The organism is Streptomyces sp. BE303 (genome assembly GCF_036290945.1).
Classification (GTDB): domain Bacteria; phylum Actinomycetota; class Actinomycetes; order Streptomycetales; family Streptomycetaceae; genus Kitasatospora.
This window is the reverse complement of sequence record NZ_JAQYWZ010000428.1, coordinates 78,678-101,630: the sequence shown is the minus strand read 5'-3', so window position 1 is coordinate 101,630 and position 22,953 is coordinate 78,678. Positions and strand designations below refer to the sequence as shown.

General features: G+C 70.0%; 21 protein-coding genes and 2 pseudogenes. 10 read left to right on the top strand and 13 right to left on the bottom strand.

The genetic code is table 11. The features are described 5' to 3' along the window. Positions 1 to 149 precede the first annotated feature (149 nt). Together PUR56_RS08640 and PUR56_RS43335 are read right to left on the bottom strand one after the other, a co-directional pair. Positions 150 to 1,187 (bottom strand): helix-turn-helix domain-containing protein, encoded by a 1,038-nt coding sequence (locus PUR56_RS08640; protein WP_329878782.1) that lies wholly within the window; start codon positions 1,185 to 1,187, stop codon positions 150 to 152. Continuing rightward, positions 1,184 to 1,675, bottom strand: coding sequence for a DDE-type integrase/transposase/recombinase (locus PUR56_RS43335; protein ID WP_443034462.1), 492 nt, complete (start codon positions 1,673 to 1,675; stop codon positions 1,184 to 1,186). The genes PUR56_RS08640 and PUR56_RS43335 overlap by 4 nt, the downstream gene beginning before the upstream one ends. Positions 1,676 to 1,816: 141 nt before the next feature. Here PUR56_RS43335 and PUR56_RS08630 point away from each other — a divergent pair, with 141 nt between their 5' ends. From PUR56_RS08630 to PUR56_RS08620, 3 genes are all read left to right on the top strand, one after another. Then, the gene (locus PUR56_RS08630; protein ID WP_329948441.1) at positions 1,817 to 2,065 is read left to right on the top strand and encodes a hypothetical protein; all 249 of its coding nucleotides are present in this window, start codon (positions 1,817 to 1,819) and stop codon (positions 2,063 to 2,065) included. A 169-nt stretch (positions 2,066 to 2,234) separates the two neighbouring features. Continuing rightward, positions 2,235 to 2,408 (top strand): hypothetical protein, encoded by a 174-nt coding sequence (locus PUR56_RS08625; RefSeq protein WP_329948440.1) that lies wholly within the window; start codon positions 2,235 to 2,237, stop codon positions 2,406 to 2,408. A 126-nt stretch (positions 2,409 to 2,534) separates the two neighbouring features. Further along, entirely contained in the window at positions 2,535 to 2,750 is a 216-nt protein-coding gene (locus PUR56_RS08620) for a hypothetical protein (protein ID WP_329948439.1), read from the top strand. Between the two features lie 60 nt (positions 2,751 to 2,810). Here PUR56_RS08620 and PUR56_RS08615 read toward each other — a convergent pair whose 3' ends face one another. The 4 genes from PUR56_RS08615 to PUR56_RS08600 form a co-directional block, all read right to left on the bottom strand. Beyond that, positions 2,811 to 3,650 (bottom strand): TauD/TfdA dioxygenase family protein, encoded by an 840-nt coding sequence (locus PUR56_RS08615; RefSeq protein WP_329948438.1) that lies wholly within the window; start codon positions 3,648 to 3,650, stop codon positions 2,811 to 2,813. Next, positions 3,632 to 4,981 carry a DUF6895 family protein gene (locus PUR56_RS08610; protein WP_329878774.1) on the bottom strand — a complete coding sequence of 450 codons (1,350 nt, stop codon included), beginning with the start codon at positions 4,979 to 4,981 and terminating at the stop codon, positions 3,632 to 3,634. The genes PUR56_RS08615 and PUR56_RS08610 overlap by 19 nt, the downstream gene beginning before the upstream one ends. 7 nt (positions 4,982 to 4,988) lie before the next feature. After that, complete coding sequence (locus PUR56_RS08605; protein ID WP_329878772.1) at positions 4,989 to 5,840, bottom strand: class I SAM-dependent methyltransferase; 852 nt, start codon at positions 5,838 to 5,840, stop codon at positions 4,989 to 4,991. A gap of 158 nt (positions 5,841 to 5,998) precedes the next feature. After that, positions 5,999 to 6,235: a hypothetical protein gene (locus tag PUR56_RS08600; RefSeq protein ID WP_329878770.1), complete on the bottom strand. Its 237-nt coding sequence runs from the start codon at positions 6,233 to 6,235 to the stop codon at positions 5,999 to 6,001. A gap of 375 nt (positions 6,236 to 6,610) precedes the next feature. Here PUR56_RS08600 and PUR56_RS08595 point away from each other — a divergent pair, with 375 nt between their 5' ends. Then, positions 6,611 to 7,801, top strand: coding sequence for an ISAs1 family transposase (locus PUR56_RS08595; protein ID WP_329948437.1), 1,191 nt, complete (start codon positions 6,611 to 6,613; stop codon positions 7,799 to 7,801). 52 nt (positions 7,802 to 7,853) lie between these two features. Then, positions 7,854 to 8,483, top strand: a pseudogene (locus PUR56_RS08590) (alpha/beta hydrolase); the annotation flags it as partial. A 695-nt stretch (positions 8,484 to 9,178) separates the two neighbouring features. Here the strand turns inward: PUR56_RS08590 and PUR56_RS08585 are convergent. Together PUR56_RS08585 and PUR56_RS08580 are read right to left on the bottom strand one after the other, a co-directional pair. Next, positions 9,179 to 9,376, bottom strand: a pseudogene (locus tag PUR56_RS08585) (hypothetical protein); the annotation flags it as partial. Between the two features lie 144 nt (positions 9,377 to 9,520). Beyond that, positions 9,521 to 9,868: a beta/gamma crystallin domain-containing protein gene (locus PUR56_RS08580; protein ID WP_329878766.1), complete on the bottom strand. Its 348-nt coding sequence runs from the start codon at positions 9,866 to 9,868 to the stop codon at positions 9,521 to 9,523. 1,114 nt (positions 9,869 to 10,982) lie between these two features. Between PUR56_RS08580 and PUR56_RS08575 the strand changes: the two genes are divergently transcribed. The 3 genes from PUR56_RS08575 to PUR56_RS08565 all read left to right on the top strand — a co-directional run bounded on the left by PUR56_RS08575 (position 10,983) and on the right by PUR56_RS08565 (position 14,249). Further along, complete coding sequence (locus tag PUR56_RS08575; protein WP_329878764.1) at positions 10,983 to 12,272, top strand: heparin lyase I family protein; 1,290 nt, start codon at positions 10,983 to 10,985, stop codon at positions 12,270 to 12,272. A gap of 73 nt (positions 12,273 to 12,345) precedes the next feature. Further along, positions 12,346 to 12,489 carry a hypothetical protein gene (locus tag PUR56_RS08570; RefSeq protein WP_329878762.1) on the top strand — a complete coding sequence of 48 codons (144 nt, stop codon included), beginning with the start codon at positions 12,346 to 12,348 and terminating at the stop codon, positions 12,487 to 12,489. A 587-nt stretch (positions 12,490 to 13,076) separates the two neighbouring features. After that, a complete protein-coding gene (locus tag PUR56_RS08565; RefSeq protein WP_443034461.1) occupies positions 13,077 to 14,249 on the top strand; it encodes an extracellular solute-binding protein in 1,173 nt (390 codons plus the stop codon). Between the two features lie 626 nt (positions 14,250 to 14,875). On the opposite strand, the gene PUR56_RS08560 is transcribed toward PUR56_RS08565, so the two are convergent. Both PUR56_RS08560 and PUR56_RS08555 read right to left on the bottom strand, forming a co-directional pair. After that, positions 14,876 to 16,120, bottom strand: coding sequence for an SLC13 family permease (locus tag PUR56_RS08560; RefSeq protein WP_329878760.1), 1,245 nt, complete (start codon positions 16,118 to 16,120; stop codon positions 14,876 to 14,878). Further along, positions 16,105 to 17,301 carry a CaiB/BaiF CoA transferase family protein gene (locus PUR56_RS08555; protein ID WP_329948436.1) on the bottom strand — a complete coding sequence of 399 codons (1,197 nt, stop codon included), beginning with the start codon at positions 17,299 to 17,301 and terminating at the stop codon, positions 16,105 to 16,107. The genes PUR56_RS08560 and PUR56_RS08555 overlap by 16 nt, the downstream gene beginning before the upstream one ends. 195 nt (positions 17,302 to 17,496) lie before the next feature. On the opposite strand from PUR56_RS08555, the gene PUR56_RS08550 reads away from it, so the two are divergent. Further along, the gene (locus PUR56_RS08550) at positions 17,497 to 18,036 is read left to right on the top strand and encodes a MaoC family dehydratase (protein WP_329878756.1); all 540 of its coding nucleotides are present in this window, start codon (positions 17,497 to 17,499) and stop codon (positions 18,034 to 18,036) included. Positions 18,037 to 18,122: 86 nt separating this feature from the next. Here the strand turns inward: PUR56_RS08550 and PUR56_RS08545 are convergent, their stop codons facing one another. Both PUR56_RS08545 and PUR56_RS08540 read right to left on the bottom strand, forming a co-directional pair. Beyond that, positions 18,123 to 18,959: an HpcH/HpaI aldolase/citrate lyase family protein gene (locus tag PUR56_RS08545; protein WP_329948435.1), complete on the bottom strand. Its 837-nt coding sequence runs from the start codon at positions 18,957 to 18,959 to the stop codon at positions 18,123 to 18,125. Positions 18,960 to 19,174: 215 nt separating this feature from the next. Next, complete coding sequence (locus PUR56_RS08540) at positions 19,175 to 20,065, bottom strand: LysR family transcriptional regulator (protein WP_329878752.1); 891 nt, start codon at positions 20,063 to 20,065, stop codon at positions 19,175 to 19,177. A gap of 558 nt (positions 20,066 to 20,623) precedes the next feature. Here PUR56_RS08540 and PUR56_RS43330 point away from each other — a divergent pair. After that, positions 20,624 to 21,505 (top strand): phosphatidylserine decarboxylase, encoded by an 882-nt coding sequence (locus PUR56_RS43330; protein WP_443034460.1) that lies wholly within the window; start codon positions 20,624 to 20,626, stop codon positions 21,503 to 21,505. Here PUR56_RS43330 and PUR56_RS08530 read toward each other — a convergent pair. After that, positions 21,412 to 22,791 (bottom strand): nitrate/nitrite transporter, encoded by a 1,380-nt coding sequence (locus PUR56_RS08530; protein ID WP_329948433.1) that lies wholly within the window; start codon positions 22,789 to 22,791, stop codon positions 21,412 to 21,414. The genes PUR56_RS43330 and PUR56_RS08530 overlap by 94 nt on opposite strands. Positions 22,792 to 22,953: the final 162 nt, after the last annotated feature.

Here is a 22,953-nt window from a genome sequence, read left to right as displayed (position 1 = left end):
CTGCACGAACTCCTCGGCATGCCCACCGACGAGGCGTCCGTCAACATCACCCGCAGCCGCCTCGGACGCCTCACTCGCCAAGGCTTCCTCACCCAACCCGGACGAGGCCGCTACCAGAAACGGACTTAACGTCCACTGAGAAGGCTCGGTCACTCCCCGGGAGGCTCAGCGTGGTCACAGTCGCGAGCATATGCGGCCGGAGTCTGACCGTACCGGCTCTTGAAGGTTCGGATGAAGTGGCTACTGTCGGCGAACTGCCAGCGGGCTGCGACCTCTGCGACGCTGGGCCGCCCGGCCCGGGCACTCAGGGCGAACCGTGCCTGTTCGAGCCGCCGGCCGCGGATGTATCCGGCGACCGTCTCGGCCCTACCAGCGACGGTCCCGACCTTGACGGCCGAATGGTCCGCAGCGGCGGTCGCGAATGCCCGGTGCAGGGTGCGTACGGAGATGTTGAGAGTACGGGCCAGTGTCGCCGGGGAGAGGTCGGGGTCGGTCAACCGGCGATCGATGACGTTCTTCACCGCGCGCACCAGGACGGATGCCAACCGCGGCTCGGAGTCGTCGGGCTGCCCGGCCACCACTCCGCCGCCCGGGTCGGTCAGCGTGTTGCGACCGGCATGCGACCCGGCCGGATCGGTGAGCGTCTCGTCGATCGTCCGGACATGGGCGAGGAGCATCCACCGCTCCAGGGCGTCGGCCGATCCGGTGATCAGCCGATCGCCCCTGAGCCGATCGCCCCTGAGCGGATCGACCGACGAGGCCGGCAGGATGAGCACGCTTGCTGCGGGGTCGCGCGCTGCCTCGTGGGTGGGCGCGCCGCTGCGGTGCACCGGCAACCTCCTCGCCGAGACCTTCGTCTGGCCGACGCTGCGCCGGTCAGACAAGGCGGTGCGCCGCACCACATGCACCATCACCCGGCTCTCCTCGCAAAAGGGCACACCGCGTAAAGTCCCCAGGAGTGACGTGCTGAGCACATCGGCGATGACCGCGCTGAGCACCGTGACGGCGCAAGTGCTGATTTCATATTCCCCGTTGTGGCCCGGAACGAAGACGGGAGCCGGAGGTGCCGTAGCCGTCTGCTCCTCCCCGCCGCACCGAAAGATGTCAAATCCATCCTCCGGGGTCGTCGAGGCGGTGATGTGAACAGCGAACTCCGCTGCCTTTTCGAGCTTGTCGGTCGCGGTCATGAATCCTTGCTCTCCTCGGATCTCGTAACAGGATCTGGAATGTCGCGTTGGTCCCCGAAACTGTGGAATTCTTCGTCATGCGACCTTGGCCGGCCATCGTGAGCGAGACACTGGCCAGGACGGCGTTGTGGCGCCGTCCCGTAGGCGAGCAGGCATCGCGAGAAGAGGTCGATGACCGTGGCCAGGTGTAGCCTTCCTCCACCGGTTTCGATCTCGGTCACGTCACCGGACCAGAGCATGTTCGGTGCGGCAGCGCCAAAATGACGGTATGCCAGCCCGGGAGTCGTCTTCCGCTGGAGCCTGCCCTGTTTGCTGGACGGCTTGATGCTGAGGAGCTTGGTGCCCGAGGAAGTGGTTCTGGGTGCGAGCGGGTTGTGTACGATCACGCGCAGCATCTCATTGACCGCGGCGGCGGACTCAATGATTCTGGGAAGTGGGGTGAATAGGTGACGGCCGAGGTTCCCGGCGGACGCGGTAATGACGGTCACGAAGGCCCCGTCGGTCTTGCTTTCTATGCATACCCATCCTGCAAAGGGCCGCAGCGCCGCCGCAATGGCGAACTCGGCATGGATTCATTGACGGAAATGGAATGATGTCCAATCTCGGAGGCCCGGATCGAGCGGCCGTCCATGGCCCGGCTGCTCGCTCGGAAGGATCGCGGCGGCCTCGTCCCGCGCACGGCCGCCCGGCAGCAGCATGATCGACGGGTCGGCCTGATCTCGCCGACCGGGACCGGACTGGCAAAGCAGACACGGGTGTACTCGGCGTTGTTCGAAACCGACGATCAGGCGTTGCGAGGCTTCAGCGCCAAGGAGATCGATCTCCCTCTGGACCCGCCGAGAAGGCTCGTCGCCAATCCCGGGGAGAATCCGGACTGACAGTGCGTCGGGTGCCGCAGCGACTGGGATTGGCCCGCTGGTGTGGCGTGAGTGCACCGTGGGCGATCGATGACGACTCGTGGGCGCTGAACGAGCCGGTGTTACCGCCGTGGCCGGAGCGGCCTCCGGGGCATCGGCGGGTGGACCGGGCCGGCTGTGCCTGCCAAGCGTGTTGCTCGTGTTGCTCGCCGGGACCACCTGGCCCCTCGCCCTGCTCCACCAGTTCAAGCGTCTCGCCGTCCGCTGGGAGCGTCGCCTCGAACGTCAGGACTCCGTCCTCTCGCCCGCGTGTGCGCCCCATCTACCGGAGGAGGCTCAACAAGCCGGCGGCGTCGCCGTGTGACGAGTGTTCAGTACATGACGTCGGCCGGGTAATAGGTGGTAATGTGCACAAATGACTGACGTGATCATCCTTCACGGAGCTTGGCACCAGCCCAGGGTTTCGGCGTAGTCGCAAGGTGCCCGATTCGTGATGGTCTGCCAGCTCGACGAGGCCCCCGGAAACGTGGCAGGCACCGCTTCCAAGAGGGGCCACGACTGCATGGTCGTCGTGCCGGACCGGCTGGCGGAACTCCTGCTGAAGGCCGCGGACGGCACCGGACGACCACTGCCGGGCGGACCGGTCCCGACGGACACCGGCCGGGGCGGCGCGACGCCCACCGTACCAATCCCCGAACGTGGGTGAGTTGCCGTCAGCCAGACGTCCGGCCCGCCCCAGTGCGGGCCGGATGTTCCACGGGTGGGGTCAGACCGGCTGGAGGCTTCCGGCGGGAAGCGGGGTCCCGGATGCGCCGAGCGGTGCGTCGCCGGCGATGCTCACCCGCTCCATCACCCTCCGGGCGGGCAGGTAGTCGCCGACAGCGTAGTGCTGGAGAGACCTGTTGTCCCAGAGCACAACGGTGCCGGGCTGCCACCGGATCCGGCACTGCACCTCGGGCACCGTGACCCCGCGCAGGAGGAAGTCGAGTAGTTCGGCGCTCCGGGCCGGCGACAGGCCGAGCGCGCGCGTTGTGTACGCCTGGTTGACGTACAGGATCTCCTCGCCGGTCTCGGGATGGACACGCAGGACCGGGTGCGCGAGCGGCGGCGCCGCGGCGAGCAGCGCGTCTCGGAGCGCGGCGGGGGCGAATTTGGCGATGGAGTGCTCGGCGCGCACGGGCCGGAGCACGTCGCGAAGGTCCGGCGGGAGCCGGCGCCAGACCTCGCGCATGTCGGCGAAGAGCGTGTCGCCACCGCTCGCCGGGACGGTCACAGCGCGGAGGACAGCCCCCATCGGCGGTTCGGGGCGGAAGCTCATGTCGCTGTGCCAGATGTTCTCGGTCGGCGGGGCGTCGGCGCCGTGCTCGATCCGGGCGATGCAGGGCCGGTCCGGATCGTGGCCGGGGAAGATCTCCAGCGCGCCGAACTGCCGCCCCAGCGCCTCGTGACGGGCCCGATCGAGGGTGTCCTGGCCCCGGAGGACCAGGACGCCGTGGGTCAGCAGCAGTGTGCGGAGCACCTCGCGGCCGTCCCGGCCGATCAGCTCGGGGACGGTGGCGCCGTGGATCTCCGCGCCCAGGACCGGTGTCAGCGGGCGGACGTCCACGGCACCTCCTGCGGGGTCAGGAGCGCGGCGAGCGAGTCGTCGCCACCGAGGCGAGCCCGCCGCACGAGCAGACGCCGCGTCTCATGGTCCACCACGCTCGGTCCGGCGACGGCGCGCATGCCGAGCAGGGACAGCAGATCCTCGGTGCGCTCCTCCGATGCCGCGGTGATCAGGTAGCTGTCGATCACGACGCGCAGCAGGGCGTCGTGATCCAGGTCGACCCCCCGGGCGGCGGTGATGCCCGCCCAGGCGTTGAAGGTGTGCGCGACCTGGCTGCTCAGGTGCGTCTCGCCAGCACGCCGCCCGCACCATTCCTCGGGGAAGCGTAGTTCCTTGGGCTTCGACATGATCCGGGCGACGTCGCCGCGGTCGCCGCCGGTGACGGCCAGCACCGAGCAGAGAAGTCCGTAGACGAAGGTGCTGTGGTAGCTGTGGAAGAGAAGGTAGTTAGTCGGATCGGGGGCCCTGCGGTGCTCCGCGTCTCGGAACGTCGGAGAGGGGACGAAGCCCAGCCGGTCGAAGATCGAGCTCAGGGCGGCCAGTGCGGTCAGGGTCCCCTCCCGGGGCCGGTCGCTGGTCAGCGCGTCGGTCAGCGCGAGTTCCCCGGCGAGGTCGAGATCGTTCAGCAGCAGCCTGCAGGCGCAGAGGGCGTCGATCCACTCCTGGTCGGCGGACACCCGGCCGGCGCGGCCGAAGTCGGTGACGTACATGGCGGTGTGGGTCAGCGCGTAGAGGTCGCCGGTAGCCATGAACAGCGCGCCCCGGACGTTCTCGAAGGACGTGCACGACCGCAGCCCCGCGGAGGAGAGTCGCGGATCGCGCTTTCCCTCGGCGATCGTGCGCACCCATGCCTGGTCGAGTAGCCGGTAGGGAACACGCTCGCGAGGGTGCGGGATCTGCTCCTCGCACCACAGCGTGCGCAGGCGGGCCCGCTTCGCCGCGTCCCCCCGGCCGAACCGGTCGAGGATGACCCAGATCGCGCCAGCAGACGACCACAAGTACGGCTGCCAGCGCACGAGTTCGTAGATGTGGTCGAGTGAATCGGTGCAGTCGGTGATTGCGTCGAGCAGTCTGGACAGGGCCGGGTCGTCACCGACGGCCCGGTGGGCGATCAAGGCGAACAGCGCGGCTTCGATCAGCATCTTCTCGAAGGGCTGGATGACTTCCGCCTCGTCGGTCTCCCACAGCGGTGCCGCGCCGTGGCCGATGGTGAGGGCCCGGGTGCCCCAGTCGAGGCAGGTCCTGATGCGTTCGCGGAGCCGGTCCGTGCAGGTTTGCGCGGGGCCGGTCGCGGAGGTGGTCGCGAAGGTGCTCACGTCTGTGCTGATCATCGGGGTCTCAACTCTGTCCGGCGCAGTCGGCCAGCACCCGCGACAGCTCGGCCGCGTCCGCGATTGGACGCTCCAGCGGCGAGCTTCGACGGGTGGGGACCACGACCACGGTGTGGGTCGGTGACAGGGGCCCGCCGGAGGCGGTGACCACCAGTTCGAGGATGGCGGGTCCGGGCCCGCCATCCTCGTCGCACTCGAGCAGGACGTCGCAGATCACGGGCACGCCCGGACGGGCCGGGACGAGGCCGAACTCGAAACCCCTGACCGCGACCTGCCGCCGCCCGGGGAGACGGACGGACAGTTCGAGCGCGGAGGCGACAGTGACCCGCAGGGCCCGGCCCAACAGGTAGGACGCGCCGACGGGAAGCTCCAGGTACGTCGCGAACGAGTCCCACTCGACCAGGCCGTGCCCGGAAGCTCGGTCGTAGACGTAGAGCGGCGAGGCACCGGAAGGAATCCTGGCCGAGGCCACCGTGCCGATGACCGGGTACCGGGCGGTCACCACCCGGCGGCACGATCCCTTCTCCATCAGGCCGTTCCCCAGCCGCTGGTTCAGGGCACCGCCGAGGTAGAGGTACGCGAGATCCTCGGCGGCATCGAGATGCTCGAAGACGTCGCCCAGGCGCACGGACGCGTTGCCGAGCCGCTCCCCGTCGATCCGGCGGGCCGATTCCGCCGCGACAACGGGGTCGAGTTCGATACCGACACATGGAAGACCGGGAAATCGCCGCGCCACGCTGAGGAGGACTTCACCGTACCCGCAGCCATAGTCCACGAAATGCCTCGGTTGGACGTCGTCCAATAGCTCCAGCAATGCCTCCACGGTCATGGCGGGCGAGTCGGCGACGGCGAAGCGCATCGATAATCACTCGGCCTTTCGAAAATGCGGCGGACGGGCAGAGGGGCGGACGGGACGGAGCTGCGGAACGCTCCTCCGACCCGGCGGGGGCCGCGCCACCCGGCCCGGTCGCCCGTCGGGTTTCCGGAGTGGATGGCGCGGCCGGGGACACCGGTCCGTCAGGCGTTGAGCGCGCCGGGCTGGCTGACGTTCTGCAGTTCGTTAAGCCCGGCGGGCAGGCCCTTGTAGACGACCACGTAGCCGTCCCAGGCCACGGCGCCGCTCGCAACCTTCGCGCCGTTGTCGATGGCGCCGACACCGTTGATCTTGAGGATGTCGCCGATCTTCGTGTCGAGGTTCACCGCCCCGGTCGAGGCCAGGTCGCGAGCCAGCTGCTCCACATCGGAAATGGCCATACTATTTTCCTTTCGTGTGCGATGTATCATGCAGTGGCTTTAGATCCTAGACGAGCCGACAGTGCGATCCAGTTAATTCTCATGCGAGTCTCACCCCCCCTCTATTCCTGCCCCGGCGATGTTGTGGATCATGGCTGTCATGAGCGCCCAATCTGCTGTCATGGCATGCGAGTTGGGCGCAGCACGGGCCCAGTGAACTGACGATTAATAACTTCTCGATCTGATGGGCTGGTTGGGTCATAGGACAGGGCTTCGGCGTAGTCGCGCGGCGTCCGGGTCGTGACGGCCTGTCAGCTTGAGGGGGTCAGGGAGCGCAACAGGCACGAGCTTCCAAGATCATGGAGTTCTCGACGCCCGTGATCCGACTGGAAGACCGTGCCTGCCGACGCATCATCCCTGATCCCGCCTGCTCTTGACCAGCTCCGCGAGCACCCCCGGGCCACGCCGGAAGAGGTCCCGGGGCTGCTGGAGCGACTGGCGGAGGTACCGGACCCGCGTGACCCGCGCGGAGTGCGCCACACCCTGGCCGTCGTCCTCGCGCTGACCGCGTGCGCGGTTCTGGCCGGGGCCACCTCACTGCTGGCGGTCGGCGAGTGGATCGGCGATGCACCGACGCACGTGCTGGAACAGCTCGGCATCCGTCCCGACCCGCTGCTGCCCCAGCGCCTCCTGCCCGCCGAGACCACGGTCCGCCGGCTGCTGGCCCGCATCGACGGCGACGCGTTGGACCGGGCCGTCGGTCGCTGGCTCGCGGACCGTCGGCCGACGACAGCCACGAGTGCCGACCTGCGCGGGCTGGCGGTCGACGGCAAGAGCCTGCGTGGAGCCGCCAGGGCCACTGGTCGCAAGATCCACCTACTCGCCGCGCTGGAGCACACCACCGGCCTGGTCCTGGCCCAGCTCGACGTCGGCGAGAAGACGAACGAAATCACCTGCTTCCAGCCGCTGCTGGACACCGTCGCCGACCTCGCCGGGGTGGTCGTCACGAGCGACGCGATGCACACCCAGCGCGAACACGCCGAGTACCTCCTGGACCGCAAGGCTCACTACATCGTGATCGTCAAGGGCAACCAGAAGAACCTCCGCAAGCAGCTCAAGTCCCTTCCCTGGAAGCATATCCCGCTCCTGGGTCGCACCAGGAGCACCGGCCACGGACGCTCCGAGATCCGCCGGATCAAGGTCGCCACCGTGAACAATCTGCTGTTCCCCAGCGCCCAGCAGGCCATCCAGATCAAGCGCCGCCGCACTGACCGCAAGACCGGCAAGACCACCGTCAAGACCGTCTACGCCGTCACCAACCTGGCCGCCGAGGAGGCCACCGCGGTCCAGCTCGCAAAGCTGATCCGCGACCACTGGCGCATCGAGACCCTGCACCACGTCCGGGACACCACCTTCGCCGAGGACGCCTCCCAACTGCGGACCGGCAACGCACCGCGCGCGATGGCGACCTGGCGCAACCTGGCCATCGGCACCCTGAAACTCGCCGGCGTCACCAACATCGCCGCCGCGCTCCGACGCAACGCCCGCGACGCCACCCGGCCCCTCGCCCTCCTTGGCCTCGCATGATCACAAAACGGACGTCACGTGACTACGCCGAAGCCCTGGGCACCAGCCCGCTCACTATGTCGAACTTGCCGATCTGCTGCGCGCCCGGGATCTGTCCGTGGAGGTGCCGGACCTCTACGAGCTGTCGCTCGCCGAAAGCACCGCGAAGGTCGAGGCCATCCTCTCGGGCTCGTTGGAGCCGCCGGCAGTGGTGGGGCATTCCTTCGGGGGCGTCGTCGCCGGGACGGTACGTGGTGCTGCCGCTCTGGTCTTCCTCAATAGCTGGATTCTCGACGTCGGTGAATCCCCGGCCAAACTGCTCGCGGAGGCCCCTGGCGATCCCGGCGAGGGGCTGCTCGCGCTGCCGGACGGGGATGGGCGGCTTGCCCTGGACCCGGGTGATGCCCGGGCGAAGCTCTACGGCGACGTCGACGAGCCGGTGGCCGCGCGTGCGGTGGAGTTGCTGCGTCCGGAACCTCCGTCGATCTTCAACACCAAACCTGCCCGTGTGAGTTGGCGGGACACCCCGTCGATCTACCTTCGCGGGCGCCAGGACCGGACCATCGCGACGCCGCTTCCGGACCGCTTCGCCGGGCGTTGCTCTCGCACGGAAACGTGGAACACCGGCCACTCGCCCTACCTGGTTCGCCCGGCTGCCGTGGCCGACCTGATTGAGCGCCAGCGAGCGGGCGACGGCAAGTGAGCACGAACCAGGTGTCGTTCCGGCTTGCCATGATGCTGTGAGGTAGGAAGAATCCCCGCCCCACGCGATCATCCCGGAGACGCGTCCGTGTGGTCGAACCGGTCAAACACTCTGGCTTCCTTGCCAGTTACGCAGGAACATGGCGACTTCTCGGCGCCGTGAAGAACTGACGGCGGCCGTGGCGGGGTCGAGGTGTGCGGCCCGTCGAGTCTCGGCTGACGGCCCCCGGAATTCGCGGTGGATGGCCGTCCGGCCTGTGGTGCTCCTGATCGCTTCGGTGGACGAAGCAGACCCCTTCGGTCGGCTTGGTGGCGAAGCATCAGCGAACCGGTCGAAGAGGTTCTCTGGCGAAGTCTGACAGAGAGATCATGGAGATGTTCGACCCGCAGCTGGGTGGCGGTCCGACCGTCGCCGGAGGGTGGGCGGCGGTCGCCTGTCCGTTGCGTGGGCCACGGGCGGCCTTGGCATCGACGGCCACCTGGTCCGCATCGCCAGGACCAGCGCCGGTCGGATTGGCCGGGCCGCCGGTGCGGACCAGGTTGACGACCCGTCGGATCGTGCTGGCACTCGGCGTGACGAGTGTCCCCAACGAGCCTGCCACACGAGCGCCCGGCCGGGCCGGAGCCTGCTGCGGGGCATTCGCGGACCACTCGCCGAAAGCCGCGAACGAGCGAGCGCCGGCGACCACCGCCGTCTCCGCAGCCGAGGACCAGGACCTGCACCAAACGGTCGAAGTCGACGCCGCCGCTGATCCGTGGGTCGTGGCGGCCCGGCGGATTCCGGTCCTCGCGCACGGGCAGCGGCGAGAGGATTCGGTCGAGGATCGGGTCGAGAATGCATGAGGGGAGGCAGGCACGGACCCCCCGGTGATCATGAAGCGCAGAGAACGCCATGATCGGGCGAGCCGTGCCTGCCCTGCTGCCACCACCTACCGGCGGACGCCCCAAGGGACTTGAGCTGCTTGCGGAGCTTCGTCCGGTTGCCCTTGGCGATCACGACCCGGTGTCGTTGCGTCGTACCCTCAAGCGACGTGCGTGCTACAGAATCTCAACCTTCCAGATGTGCAGCGGCCTGTTCGGATACGAGATGTCGTACCACCGGTTCACCCTCACCGTGGCGCCGTTGTAGTCGTACATGTTGATGTCGTTGTTGCCGGTGAAGACCCGGTCGACCCATCCGTCGACCTTGTAGACGCCGGCGTTGGCAAAGCAGTTCACGTCGCCGAAGCGGCTACCGTGCGACCAGATCTTCAGAAAGTCATTTCCGCTCTCGCAGCTGACGTTGCCGGCGAAGGCATTGCCGGACGGCCCTACCAGGGTGAACACGCCTGCTGCGGCCAGTGCCGAGGTCAGAAGGCGCACCGCCTTCATCTTGCCGGAAACCATTGCTTCTCCTCTTCGACTCGGCGCCCCGCGCGGCAGTCATGGCGACGCACGGAGCGGTGTTGCGGTTCGGGTGTGGCACCGCAGCGGTTCGGGAACCGCGGCTTCAGGACCACCGGGCGCTCGCCGAAGGGGCTTTGAGCACTCTCCCCTCGGTCTGCCGCACGTCGCGCCGCTGCGCGAGCGCCACTCCAGTGGTCGGCTCGACCAGCGTAGAAGGACCATTGCTGCCCACGCTTGAACGCCGGTGCCACCTCGATGGAACATCAGCGCCAAGAAGGAGCGCGAGGACCCGGACGGGGTCTGTCGATCGTGAACGTCTCTGTCCCGTATCCGGTGGTGATACTCACCGGGGCGCCGTCGACGCCGGACTCACCACCCCGCATCACGGCGGCCGGACCGGGGGAGTCGACACGCGAACCAAGAAGATCGCGAGGAGGATGCGCGGCCGGGCCGGCCCCCGTGCTCCGACAGCGCATCCTCCTTCAGTGATCACCGCAGAGCGCTGCCGCCGACTACGGGACAGGGCCGGAATCCTGATAGTCCCGCTCCGTCGGGACCGGCGCCGTGCTCGCGAGCCGAAAGTGACGGCTGAGGTCGCGCATCTCCTCGTACCGGCGCAGGCGCTGCGCGCAGACGGCCCCGCGCGCAGACGGCCCCGCGCGCTCGCCGGAGGCCGTCTTGATAACGAAACGACAACGCCGGGGGACGACTCGGTCGTGGGGAACTCTCATCGTGTGCGGGCGGTCCCCGAACACGCGCCGGTGCGGGACGGTGCGCCTTCGGGGACCGGCCGACCACCCGCCACAGGAGGAGTTCCCATGCGAGCGAGCCCGGTTGTCGCCGCCCGCCGTCGAGCGACGGGCACGTGCGTGTCGCCCGGCCGGATCGCGGACGTCGCCGGCCGGCGCCGGCCGGCGGGTCCGACCGGTCCCTCGGCCTGCTCGGGTTCTGTGTGAGGTCGCCGTCGGCCGGTGTTCGCATCCCGTATACGCGAGCCGGCCTCTTGCTGTCGCGCCCGGCCCGGCCCCTTGGCGGCCCGGAAGCCCCCTGCGCGGCGGCCCGCGCCCTACCCTCCCCCCACGGCGTGAGCGTCCGCTCCGCTGCCGATCAACGGGTGAAGTCCCAGCCCCCGTACGAGGACAGGTCTGTGCACCACTCATCTCCCCTTCCCACCCGCCCCGTCCGCCTGCTCGCCGCCGGCACGGCCGCCCTGGTGCTCGCCGTGCCGGCCGCCGCGCCGGCCCATGCGGCAGACTCCCGTTCCTGGGACTTCGAGTCGTCCCAGAAACTGCCCTACCTGGCCCTGCTGGGTACCAGTACGATCGCCGTCGGGCCCGCGCCCGGAGGTAAGGGGGGTAACGCCGCGCGCGTCCACGTCCCCGCCGATGGCAAGTCCTTCAAGTCCGAACTGGTGATCAAGGACCTTGACGCGGGCGGCCACCGCTTCACCTTCGCCAACTACCTGCCCGCCGAGAACTGGCGGAACCAGCCGGTCGGCACCATCGTCGCCCAGTGGTTCAGCATGCAGAGCGACACCGCGCAGATCAAACCCGTCGTGTCCCTGATGGCCCACGAGAGCGGCCAGTGGTGGCTGAAGGTCCACTGGATGGTCGGCAACGAGGTCCAGGAGACCATCCTTCCCCTCGGGGCGATGCTCCTGGACCACTGGAACCGCTGGAGCTTCGACATCACCTGGTCCACGCCCGGCAGCCCCGGCTCGATCGTCGCGATGCGCGACGGGGTGAAGGTCGGCTCGTACCAAGGCGCCAACAACTACCACCGCGGCGAGGCACCCCACTTCCGCGTCGGCGCCTACCGCCCCGCCTGGCGCCCGGAGAACTCGAGCGGCCCGGCCGGAGGAGCCGGTGTGCTCCTGTTCGTCGACGACATCACCATCAACAGCACGAACGGCACCGCACCGAACGCGGGCACGCCCGGTGCGGCCGGCACGACCGGCGCGGGTACCGCCGCCGGCGGGGCTACCCGCCCCGCCCCCACCGGGGCGGGCGCCGCCTCACCGTCCGCCCCCGCCTCCGTCTCCCCGTCTACCCGGGCCGGTACCCCGTCCGCCCCCGCCGCCTCTCCGTCTGCCCCTGCCTCCCCGTCCACCCCGGCCGCTACCCCGTCCGCCTCGGTCTCCCCGTCCACCCCGGCCGGTACCCCGTCCGCTCCCTCGCCCACGGAAGGGCTCGCAATAGGGGCCTCCGGGGTTTCTCCCGTCGACGACACCCCCGTGGTGGAACTCCAGCAGGAGGACGCGAAACCCATTGCCTCCGACCCGTCCGGCAGCCCGATGGGCGCGATCCTGGCCACGGGAGGCGCGGCGGTGCTGGTCGGGTTCTTCCTCGTGCGCCGCCGCAGGACGCTCCGCGCGCACCGCGGGGCCCACCGCTCCGACGGCTGAACAACCCCGTCCCCGGAAGACCCCTGCCGGCGGCGCGCACCGGCGCGGCTCTCGTCCTTCTTGACCCGGCACCGTGAACGTTGCGGTGGGGGAACCGGTGCGGTACAGCCGGATCGCCGCCGACCGCAGGCTCGCCGCGGCGGTGGCGGCGTTCACCGCGGTGGCCACCCTCGCACTTGCCGGATCGCTGCGACCGGCCGCACCAACGGCGCGGTAACGCGCCGGCAGTGTGACCCCCGTGGACTCACGGATCGCCGGTCACGCCCGCCAAGCTCACCCGGCCACCGAACGGTCGATTCGCGAGCGGACCCTGCGCCTGGCGCCGATGCCCGAAACCGGGCCCTGCGGCAACCAGGAGAGCGGCACGCTGTCCGCTACGGCGAGAGGTAGCGGAGTCCGACCCAAAGGGTAGCGATGAGCTGGTGCTGTGGGCGCTGCAGGCCAGTCTCGGGCTGCTGGTTTCGGGGCTCTACCTTCGGGTCACGTCGCCAGCAGCCACGTTCGGGCACGGGCACTGCGGCGTGCAGGGGCCCCTGCGACGCTGGTGTGACGGTCTTGTCCCCGGACCACGTCGAGAGCCCCGCCGGCGCGTCCGGCCGGCGATCGGGCGAACCGGCAGCCGAAGCCGGTCCGGTTCCGAGGCGCACCGTGCGCGACCCGCTGTCCGCTATGCCGGAAAGGCGTGGGTCGGCCGGTAGACTGGAAGGACCTGATATCGGTGCATTTGTCCATGTGCCGAAGAACGCTGAACCCGCGAGCCCCGGCCCTCCCGCCGCCTCTCCCGTCAGCTCTCTTGGAGATGTCGTGGCTTCATTCCGCACTCGCGTGCTCGCCCTCTGCTTCGCCTTCGTCGTGGTCGGCAGCGCTGCCTGCGGAAGTGAGGGCCCGCCCGCTCCGGTGGCGCCGAAGGTGGCGGCCTCCGCCGCCGAGGTCGGCGGCATGGACGCACTCATCCGGGCGGCGCAGCAGGAAGGGGTTCTGACCGCCACCGCACTGCTGCGCCACTGGGCGAACTACGGCGGTCTGATCGACGGGTTCGAGGAGAAGTACGGGATCAAGGTCACCGTCGACAATCCCGACGGCGGCAGTCAGGACGAGATCGACGACGTGAAGCGTTATCGGGGCCAGGAGCGGGCGCCCGACGTGCTCCAACTCGGTAACTCCTTCGCCGCGTCCGCAGCGGAGGAGGGCCTGCTGACGCCCTACCGGGTCGCCGCCTACGGGCAGATCGCGGCGAACCAGAAGGACCCCCAGGCCCGCTGGTACAACAGCTACGGCGGTTATGTGTCGATCGGCTGTGACGCGGCTCGTGTCAAGGTCTGCCCTGACTCCTTCGCCGACCTGCTGAAACCGGAGTACAAAGGTCTGGTCGCGATGAACGGCGCGAGCCCCAACACCGCCGGGTCGGCCTTCGCCGCCGTGTACGCCGCGGCTCTCGCCAACGGCGGCTCGTTCGACGACATCAAGCCGGGCATCGACTTCTTCGGCCGGCTCGCCGGGGTGGGCAACTACAACACCGGCAGCCCCGTACCGGAGTCGATCGTCAAGGGCGAAACTTCGATCTCCATCAGCTGGGACTTCCTCAACCTCCAGCACGTCGACGCCCTGCGCGGCCAAGGGGTGGACTGGAGGGTATCCATCCCCTTCGACGGCAGTTTCTCCCTCTACTACGCGCAGGCGATCAACGAGGACGCCCCCCACCCGGCGGCGGCCCGGCTGTGGGAGGAGTACCTCGCCAGCACCGAGGGCCAGAACCTGCGGCTCGTGGGATTCGCCCGCCCGGTCCGGATGGAGGCCATGGCCAAGGACGGCACCCTCGACAAGAACCTCGCCGCCATGCTGCCCACCGTGGAAGGCGGCCCACCGTCCTTCCCCACCCCGACGCAGCTGAAAGAGGCCCGCAAGGTCGTCAAGGAGAACTGGGACAAGACCGTCCCGCCCAAGCCCGTCCCGCCCAAGCCCGCCCCGCCGAAATGAGACACCGCAATCGCTCCTCCGCCCGGCACGGGTGACCCGCAGCGCACCGCCACGGTCCCGGCTCAGCTTGCCCTGGACCTACGTCCCTCGTGTTGGCGGGCTGGGAGGTGTGTCGTGGCCGACGGGGGGCGGGCGAGGCAGGACACCGGGGATGGCAGGCCCAGGCACCGGCGAGGCGCGTCAGCGTCCCGTGGTTCCTGGCCGTCGTCGGGTTCGGCGGGGGACTACACAGCTGGGTGGCGGGCCGAAGAGCGGATGAGCGTTCGGGTGCGCGCATGTACTGGCTCCGCGTTCGAGGAGGTGCCCTGTACCGGGGAGGAGCCGAGCAGTGCGCTGAGGGGCTCGTTCGAAGGGTTGGCGACGGGATGAGTGAAGGGCCTGTGTCGGCCGGCCGGACCTCCGGCCGAGGGGGCGGCGGTCGCGTGCGCGGGTCACCTCCTGATTGTGCTCAGAAGCCGGCCGCCGGGCCGGCCCGGCGGCCCAGGCCGCCTCGCCGCGCCGCCCCGTTCGGAGACTCCGGGGATCCCGACGGGCTCGCTCCCGCTTCCTCCGCTGCGTGGGCCGACACGTTCGTGCCACCGTCCACGGGCGTCCAGCGCCGTCCGGGAGCGGTTCGCCGGGAGGCCTCAGATCGCCACGAAGACGGTCCAGACGGCGAACGGCGCGATCGCGCACACCCCCGCGCCCCACCGCAGCAGCCCTCGGTATGTCTCCGCCCGGATGCCCTCCGGAGAATTGGCGACCACCAGAGCGCCGTTGGTGGAGAAGGGGCTGGCGTCGACGACCACGGCCGCGGCAGCCAGCGCGATGACCATGCCCGTGGTCGCGATGGAGCCCGAGGCGAGAAACGGCGCCGCGAGCGGCATCAGCGCGCCCAGGATGCCGGTGGTGGAGGCGAAGGCCGACACGACTCCGGCGACGTAGCAGATCAGCAGCGCGGCGACCAGCGGCGCGCCGACCATGGCGATCTTCTCGCCCAGCGAGTCGACGAGACCGAGGCGTTGGAGCAGCGTGATGTAGGTGACGATGCCACACACCAGCATCACCACCGGCCAGGCGATCTCCTTCGACGCCCGCTGTGCGGTACTGCGGAACACCAGCGCGAGTACGGCGGCCAGAGTGAGTGCGAACAGGCCGGTGTCCAGTCCGAGCAGGGTGGTGCCGACCACCATGAGGACCAACGCCACCAAGGTAGCTGCCTGTTCGATGCCCAGGGCCGGCGCCGTCGGGACGATGGCGTCCGGCTGGGGCACGGCGGAGAGCGGGGCGCCGCGTCTACGGCGGCCGAAGAGCAACCAGGTGATGACGGCGGCGGCCGCGTTGACGGCGAAGGTGCCGACGAACAGGGCCCCGCCGCCGACCCGCAGGTGGTTGGCCTCCAGCGAGGAGTTCACGATGCCGCCGAGGATCCCGGTGGGTGCGAAGCTGCCGGCGGCTGCGCCGTTGACGGCCATCAGTCCGACGTAGAGCGGGCTGAGCCGGTGCCGGACGGCGAAGGTGATGCCGATCGGCGCCAGGATCGCGACCGCGGCCGGGGAAGCCGCGCCGGTGGCGCACAGGGCCGCGGCCAGCAGGAACATGATCCACGGCACCACTCCGTGGCGGTTGCCGGCGGCACGGACGGTGGCGTGCACGAGCCAGTCGACCGTACCGTTCGTACGGGCGATGCCGAACAGGAAGGTGACGGCGACCAGCACCACGAACATGTCGGCCGGGAATCCGGCCAGCACTTCCTTCGCCGGGTGGCCGAGCCAGACCGTGCCGAAGAGGAACGCTGAGACGACGGCGAGGATCCCCATGTTGACGCCGCTCATCGCGGACAGGACGAACACGGCGACCAGGACCAGGACGCCGATCAGATCAGTGGACATGCCGCTGCTCCCTGCTGTGACTCTTGCGCGGGCTCGGCGAGCCAGGCGAGGACGGATTCGGTGTGCTCGCCCAGCGCCGGCACGGGTCGCAGACGGGTGGTTGTCCGGTCGTGCACGGTGACGGGTGGGACCAGGCCGGTCAGCTCGCCGACCGGGCTGTCGAACGGCGCCCAGCGGCCGCGGGCGCGGAGCTGGACGTGGTCGCCGAACTCCTCGACGGTGCGTTGCCGCGCGTGTGCGGTCGCGGCTTGGTCGAGTCGGGCGAGGAGGTCTTCGGCGGTCAGGCTCAGGGTGGTGGCCCGTACGATCTCGTCCAGCTCCGTCCGGTGCCGGACCCGGTCGGCGTTGCCGGTGAACCGGGCGTCGCCGAGGAGGTCGGGCCGGCGGAGGACGGTCGTGCAGAACGCCGCCCACTCGTGGTCGTTCTGGAGGCCGAGCATCACGCTCTGCCCGTCGCCGGTGGGAAACGGCCCGTACGGGGCGATGGTGGCGTGGCTCGCCCCGGTGCGGGCGGGCGCGGTGCCGCCGTAGCGGGTGAAGTACTCGGCGTACCCCATCCATTCGCCGAGCGCTTCCAGCATGGAGACCTCCAGCCGGGTGCCGCGGCCGGTCCGGGCGCGGTCGAGCAGGGCGGTGAGGACGCCGGTGTAGGCGTACATGCCGGCGCAGATGTCCGCGATGGACAGGCCCACCTTCGAGGGGGTGTCGGGGGTGCCGGTGATGGAGAGCAGGCCCGCTTCGCTCTGCACCAGCAGGTCGTACGCCTTGCGGTCCCGGTACGGGCCGGTGCTGCCGTAACCGGATATGTCACAGGTGATCAGCCGGGGGTGGCGGGCGGCGAGTTCGGTGTGGCCGATGCCCAGGCGGCCGGCGGCGCCCGGGGCCAGGTTCTGCACCAGGACGTCGGCCCGGGCCACGAGGGCGTGCAGATGCCGGTTGCCCTCGGGCGAGCGGACGTCGAGCTGGACGCTTTCCTTGCCTCGGTTGAGCCAGATGAAGTGGCTGGACATACCGCGCACAGTGCGGTCGTAACCACGGGCGAGATCACCGCTGCCGGGCCTCTCGACCTTGATGACGCGTGCTCCGAGGTCGGCGAGCTGGCGGGTCGCGAACGGTGCCGCCACGGCCTGTTCGAGCGAGACGACGACGAGCCCGGCAAGCGCGGGATACGGCTCGGGCATGGGATCCCTCCAAAGTTCCTGATCGGGTGTGGGTCACTTTCCGCCGCTCGCTGGTCACTGTGAAATGACGAAATGGCGTCATGACCATGCATGTGGCGCATGGTGGGTCCGGGCCCCCGATCGATGCGCGGCGGGCATGGCGGACGGCGGATTTGGTCATTTCACAGACTCTGCCGACCTTCCGACACTGGACGCATGGCGAACGAAATTCTTGGCTGGCAAGGCCGTTACTTCGAGGACTTCGTGGTCGGCGACGTGTACCGGCACCCCCTGGGGCGGACCGTCCTGGAAACCGACAACGCGTGGCTGACCCTGTTGACGCAGAACACCGCGCCCCTCCATTTCGACCGGCACTACTCGGCCGGGACGGTGTGGGGCAGGCCGCTGGTCGACTCCACGTTCACGCTGGCCCTGATCACCGGGCAGAGCGTCACCGACGTCTCCCAGCACGTGATGGCGAACCTGGGCTGGGACCGGGTACGGCTACCCAATCCGGTGTTCGAGGGCGACACGCTCTACTCGCAGTCGGAGGTGCTCTCCGCCCGTGCCTCCGGCAGCCGCCCGGACGTCGGGATCGTGAAGGTCCGCACGATCGGGTTCAACCAGGACGGCGTCATCGTGATCACGTTCGAACGGACCCTGCTGGTGTACCGCCGGGGCCACGGTCCGACCTTTGACACCGTCCGGCCCGTCTGGGACGCCCGCTCCCGAGCGGCGGCGGGCCTGGACGCCTGACGGCGGAACCCGGCTCCACCGGTCCTGCCGGCCACGAAAGGTCGCCGCAGCGACAGGAGGCTGCGGGGGCTCTCACAGCAGCGGGCTCAGGACCCGGTGTCCTGCGCGGCCAGGAGCGCGCGCGCGAGGTCGAGGCGCGGCCGGTCGATCATCTCGCCGTCCACCCGCACAGCCGCGCCCTCGCTGCTGTCGGCCCGGTCGAGGACGCGGCGGGCCCAGGCGAGCTGTTCGGGGTCGGGGTCGAAGCCGGCGTTGACCGGGGTGATCTGCGCGGGGTGGATGCAGAGCTTGCCGGTGAAGCCGCCGGCCCGGCCACGGGCCGCCTCCGCCCGGACGGCTTCCAGGTCGTCGAGCTGCATCGCGGGGCCGTCGAGAGGGCCGCGCAGCCCGGCCGCCCGGCTGGCGATCACCAGGCGGGTGCGCGGGTAGGCCCAGGCCTCGGGAGCGTCGCCCAGACCGGTCTCCCGACGGAAGTCGGCGACGCCGAAGGCCAGCGCGAAGACGGCGGGCTCGCGGGCGACGGCGAAGGCGTTCTCGACCCCGAGCGAGGTCTCCACCAGCGCGACGACCGGGGTGCCGGCGGGCAGCAGGGCCGCCGTGGCGGCGATGTCCTCCGGGTGTTCGGCCTTGGGCAACACCACGCCGGCGAGCGCGGGCAGGCGGCCGGCCGCGTCCAGGTCCGCGCGCCAGTGCTCGCCGGTACGGTCGTTGACCCGGACCCAGACCTCCGGGAGGTCCGTGCCGCAGCGCAGAAGGTTGTCCCGGGCGAGGTCCTTGCTGCCGGGTGCGACGGCGTCCTCCAGGTCGAGGATCACCGCGTCCGGGACCGCTCCGACGGGACGGCTTCGGAGCGGGAACCGTTCGGGCCGGTCCGCCGGGGTGAACAGCCACGAGCGGGCGTGGCGCGGGTCGAGGACCATCATGTCTCCTGGAAGGCGCAAGCGTGCCGGCGGTCGGGCCGGCGCCAGGGCCGACCCGGGATCGTCCGGGGGCGGCACCCCGTGCGGTCGCTGCCCGTGCCTCCATGCTCGGACGGCGTCGCCCCGGTGTGAAATAACGCCTCTTCGACGGTTCCATGCGTGCGGCGCATCATCCCGCCCGGTGCCCGGTGCCCGGTGCCTGGGCGACCGGAGGCCGCTCACCCCCGGGGCCGGGCCGTCGACCGCACGTAGTCGTGGAACCGGGCCACCACCGCGGCACGCGGCCCCCCGGCCGCAACGATCACGCCGATCGTCCGGTACGCCTGCGGGTCTGCCAGCGGCACGTGGACGGCACGGCCCTCGTACGCGGCAAGGTCACCGGTGCTCGGCACCACGGCCACCCCGAGCCCGGACGTCACCAGGGTGCGCAGGGTGCTGAGTTCCGTGCACTCCAGTACGATCCGCGGCGCGAAGCCCGCCCTCTCGCAGAGCCGGTCGGTCACCTGGCGCAGCCCGTACTCGGGTTGCAGTGCCACGAACTCCTCCGCCGTCAGCTCCGCCGTTTCGACCCGGCTGCGGGAGGCGAGCGGGTGGCCGACCGGGACGAGCAGACCCAGCGGCTCGTCGCGCAGCGGGGACCATTGCAGGTCGTCCCCGACCGGTCGCGGGCTGGTCACCCCGAGGTCCAACCGGCCCCGGCGCACGCCGTCGACGACTACGTCCGCCGCGCTCCCGCGCAGCTCGAAGGTGGTCGCCGGGGCGATCGTGCGGTACCCGGCGAGGAGTTCGGGGATCAGCCAGGTGCCGTACGAGTGCAGGAAGCCGAGTGTGATGGTCCCGGTGTCCGGGTCGACCAGGGTGGCGATCCGCTGCTCGGCCCGGTCGATCTCGCTGATCGCGCGCACCACGTGAGCCCGGAACACCTCGCCGTACTTGTTGAGCCGCAGCCGGTTCTGGCGGCGGTCGAAAAGCGGCACGCCCACCCGTTTCTCCAGCCGGGCGATGGCACGGGACAGGGTGGGCTGGGTGATGTTCAGCCGCTCGGCCGCGGCGGTCACGTGCTCGGACTCCGCCAGAGCCACGAACCACTGCAACTCCCGGATCTCCATCCGTCCACCATACGTCGGGGCCGTCGAACTCCGGCCTAGGACCGGCCGGCGCCTTCGTGCGCCAGCAGGTCAGGGGGCGCCGGCTCCTTCGGGGGCCCGCCGGGTCGCCGTCCTGTACACGGCGCGGCTGGGCTCCTCGCCCGCACACATGCCGCTGTTCGGAAGGCCGTCGGGAATCCGGCGGTGGCGCCGTCGAAGCGACCGCGCTGTCGGACTTGGCGTGGACCGACGCCGCGGTGGCCTTCGACGGTTGACGCCCTCCGCTCCTGACAACCTCACCTACGCCCCGCGAACGTGGTCCGGACGCTGGGCGAACTCCTGGCGGCAGCCCCGGCAGCCCCGGCAGCCCGGTCCGCCTGACAGCGGGCGACAGCCCGCGCGGAGGGGAAGGGTGACGGCGCCCGCCGCGGGTACACGTCATCAGGGAACCGAAGCCCGGTAAGCCTGTGATCTACCGACCACCCTCAACACTACGGCCTTCGCGTCAAGTCCTGTATCTATTCGTCGAGTTCAGGATCACGCGAAGGCCGCTCCGCTGTCCTGGGAACACCCGGACGAGTGACCACCGGATCCGCTTGTTCGAGACCGCTGGAGAGATCACAAGCTGAGCGGCCGATCGACTACCCCGACGATCCCGGCGTCGTGACCGCCCCGACCGACTGCATCATCGACATGATCGTCGACAATCTGGCGCCCGACACGTCGCTCCCGATCAAGGCGGCTGTGACCATGAGCGTCGGCAGGCTGCTCGACGGCTTCAAGTATGCCGAGAGGTTCATCGGTGGCACGGCCGCGTCGTGCGTCCTCATGCCCGACACCTGCCACCGCTGTCGGGGGCCCTGTAAGGTCACCGGGACCTCGACATTCAGGGTCGGAGAAGTCCCCTGGCTGGCCAGGGCACGATTGCCGTGCCTACGACGGACGGCGATGACGGTCAGCGCGCCGTCTACGATTTCCACACGAGCGAGGTGCGGCCCACCTGCACATGAGCCCGAGGGTTCTGACAGCCGCCGAGCGAGCTCGGTCTTTGTGTGCTCGTCCGGCGCAAACCCGACGACGCCCGGCTGCACACGGTCCCAGGGGCGTGTGAGAGCCCCGACGGTCATGGTGCCCGCAGGTCATCGCGGTGCGGGGATCTACGGCTGTCCGTCGCGAACGCTTCGAGGCTCCGGTCGAAGGAGTGACCTTGCCAGGTCGCCCCGAACCGGAGCCTCGAAGGGCCGCCGGGCCGGCCTCCGGGACCGCCCCGCGGGTGGCGGAGCCGAACATGCCGGGGGCACGGCATCACCCGACTCGCCAACCACGCCCTTGCCGGGCAGCTCGCAACCGGCAGATCGCGCTGTGGCTCAGATCCCGTGCAGCCGCCGGGCCGAGGGTCGCAGGTACACGGCCCAGGTGACGACGGAGCACACCGCGTACGCCGCCAGGAACGCCAGGTAGGCCGTGTCACCGTTCTTGCTGGTGAGGAAGGACTGTCGGAAGGCGACGTTCACCAGCACTCCGCCGACCGCGCCGACCGCACCGGCCAGGCCGATCAGTGCGGAGGCCCGGCGGCGTGAGTCGTTCGCTGCGGTCTCCGGGTCCGTGCCGGTCGCGATCGCGGTGCCTGCCTTCGCCTGGAAGATCGCCGGGATCATCTTGTAGGTGGAGCCGTTGCCGATGCCGCTGAGTACGAACAGGGTCAGGAAGCCGGTCAGGAACAGCGGCAGCGAGTTGGCCCGTGAGGCGGCCAGCACGAGGCCGGCGCCGGCCGCCATCAGGACGAACGTGCCGAGGGTGACCTTCGCGCCGCCCCAGCGGTCCGCCATCCTGCCCCCTATCGGCCGTACCAGCGAACCGAGCAGCGGGCCGAGGAAGGTCAGGTAGGCGGCCTTGATCGGGGTGTCGAACTGGTGATGGAACTGGACCTGGAGCACCTGTCCGAAGGCGAAGCCGAAGCCGATGAAGGAGCCGAACGTGCCGATGTAGAGGAGTGACATGACCCAGCTGTGCGGCTCCCGCGCCACCTCGCGCAGCGCGCGTCTGTCGTTGCGCAGGGCGGTCAGGTTGTCCATTCTCAGCGCCGCGCCCAGGGCCGCCAGCACGATCAGCGGCAGGTAGACCAGCGGGACCAGGCGGGGGTGGGCCGCGCCGGCGGTGGCCAGCACCAGCAGGCCGACCAGCTGCACGACCGGGACGCCGAGGTTGCCGCCGCCCGCGTTGACGCCCAGTGCCCAGCCTTTGAGCCGCTGCGGGTAGAACGCGTTGATGTTCGCCATCGACGAGGCGAAGTTGCCGCCGCCGACGCCGGCAACACAGGCCACCGCCAGCAGCGTCCCGTACGAGACGCCCGGGTGCAGCACGATCCCGGCCAGCACGGTGGGCACGAGCAGCAGCAGGGCGCTGAAGACCGTCCAGTTGCGGCCGCCGAACTTCGCCACGGCGAAGGTGTACGGCAGGCGCAGCCCCGCACCCAGCGCCGTGGGCAGCGCGGTCAGGGTGAACTTGCCGGCCGGGTCGATGTGGTACTCGGGGCCGAGGAAGAGGACCAGAACCGACCACAGGCTCCACACCGAGAACCCGATGTGTTCGGAGAGGACCGAGAAGACCAGGTTGCGGCGGGCGGTCCGGGCACCGGCCCGCTCCCAGAACTCCGCGTCCTCCGGACGCCAGTCGGTGATGCCGCGCGCCCGGCGCGGTTCCCTCGCCTCGGTGGTCGTGTCTTCGCTTCCGACGACAGTGCTCATCAGGAGTCACCCGCTCGTTCATGGGATGGGGGTTGTGCGAGAGACGCTAGGAGCGGCGGGTTTCGGCGGGAGGCCTCCCCGCCGCTCGGGCGTGCTACGGCTTGCGCACGCCCGCCGGCTCGCGTCGTGAGCGGCGGACCGGCCAGACTCGCGGCACCGTCG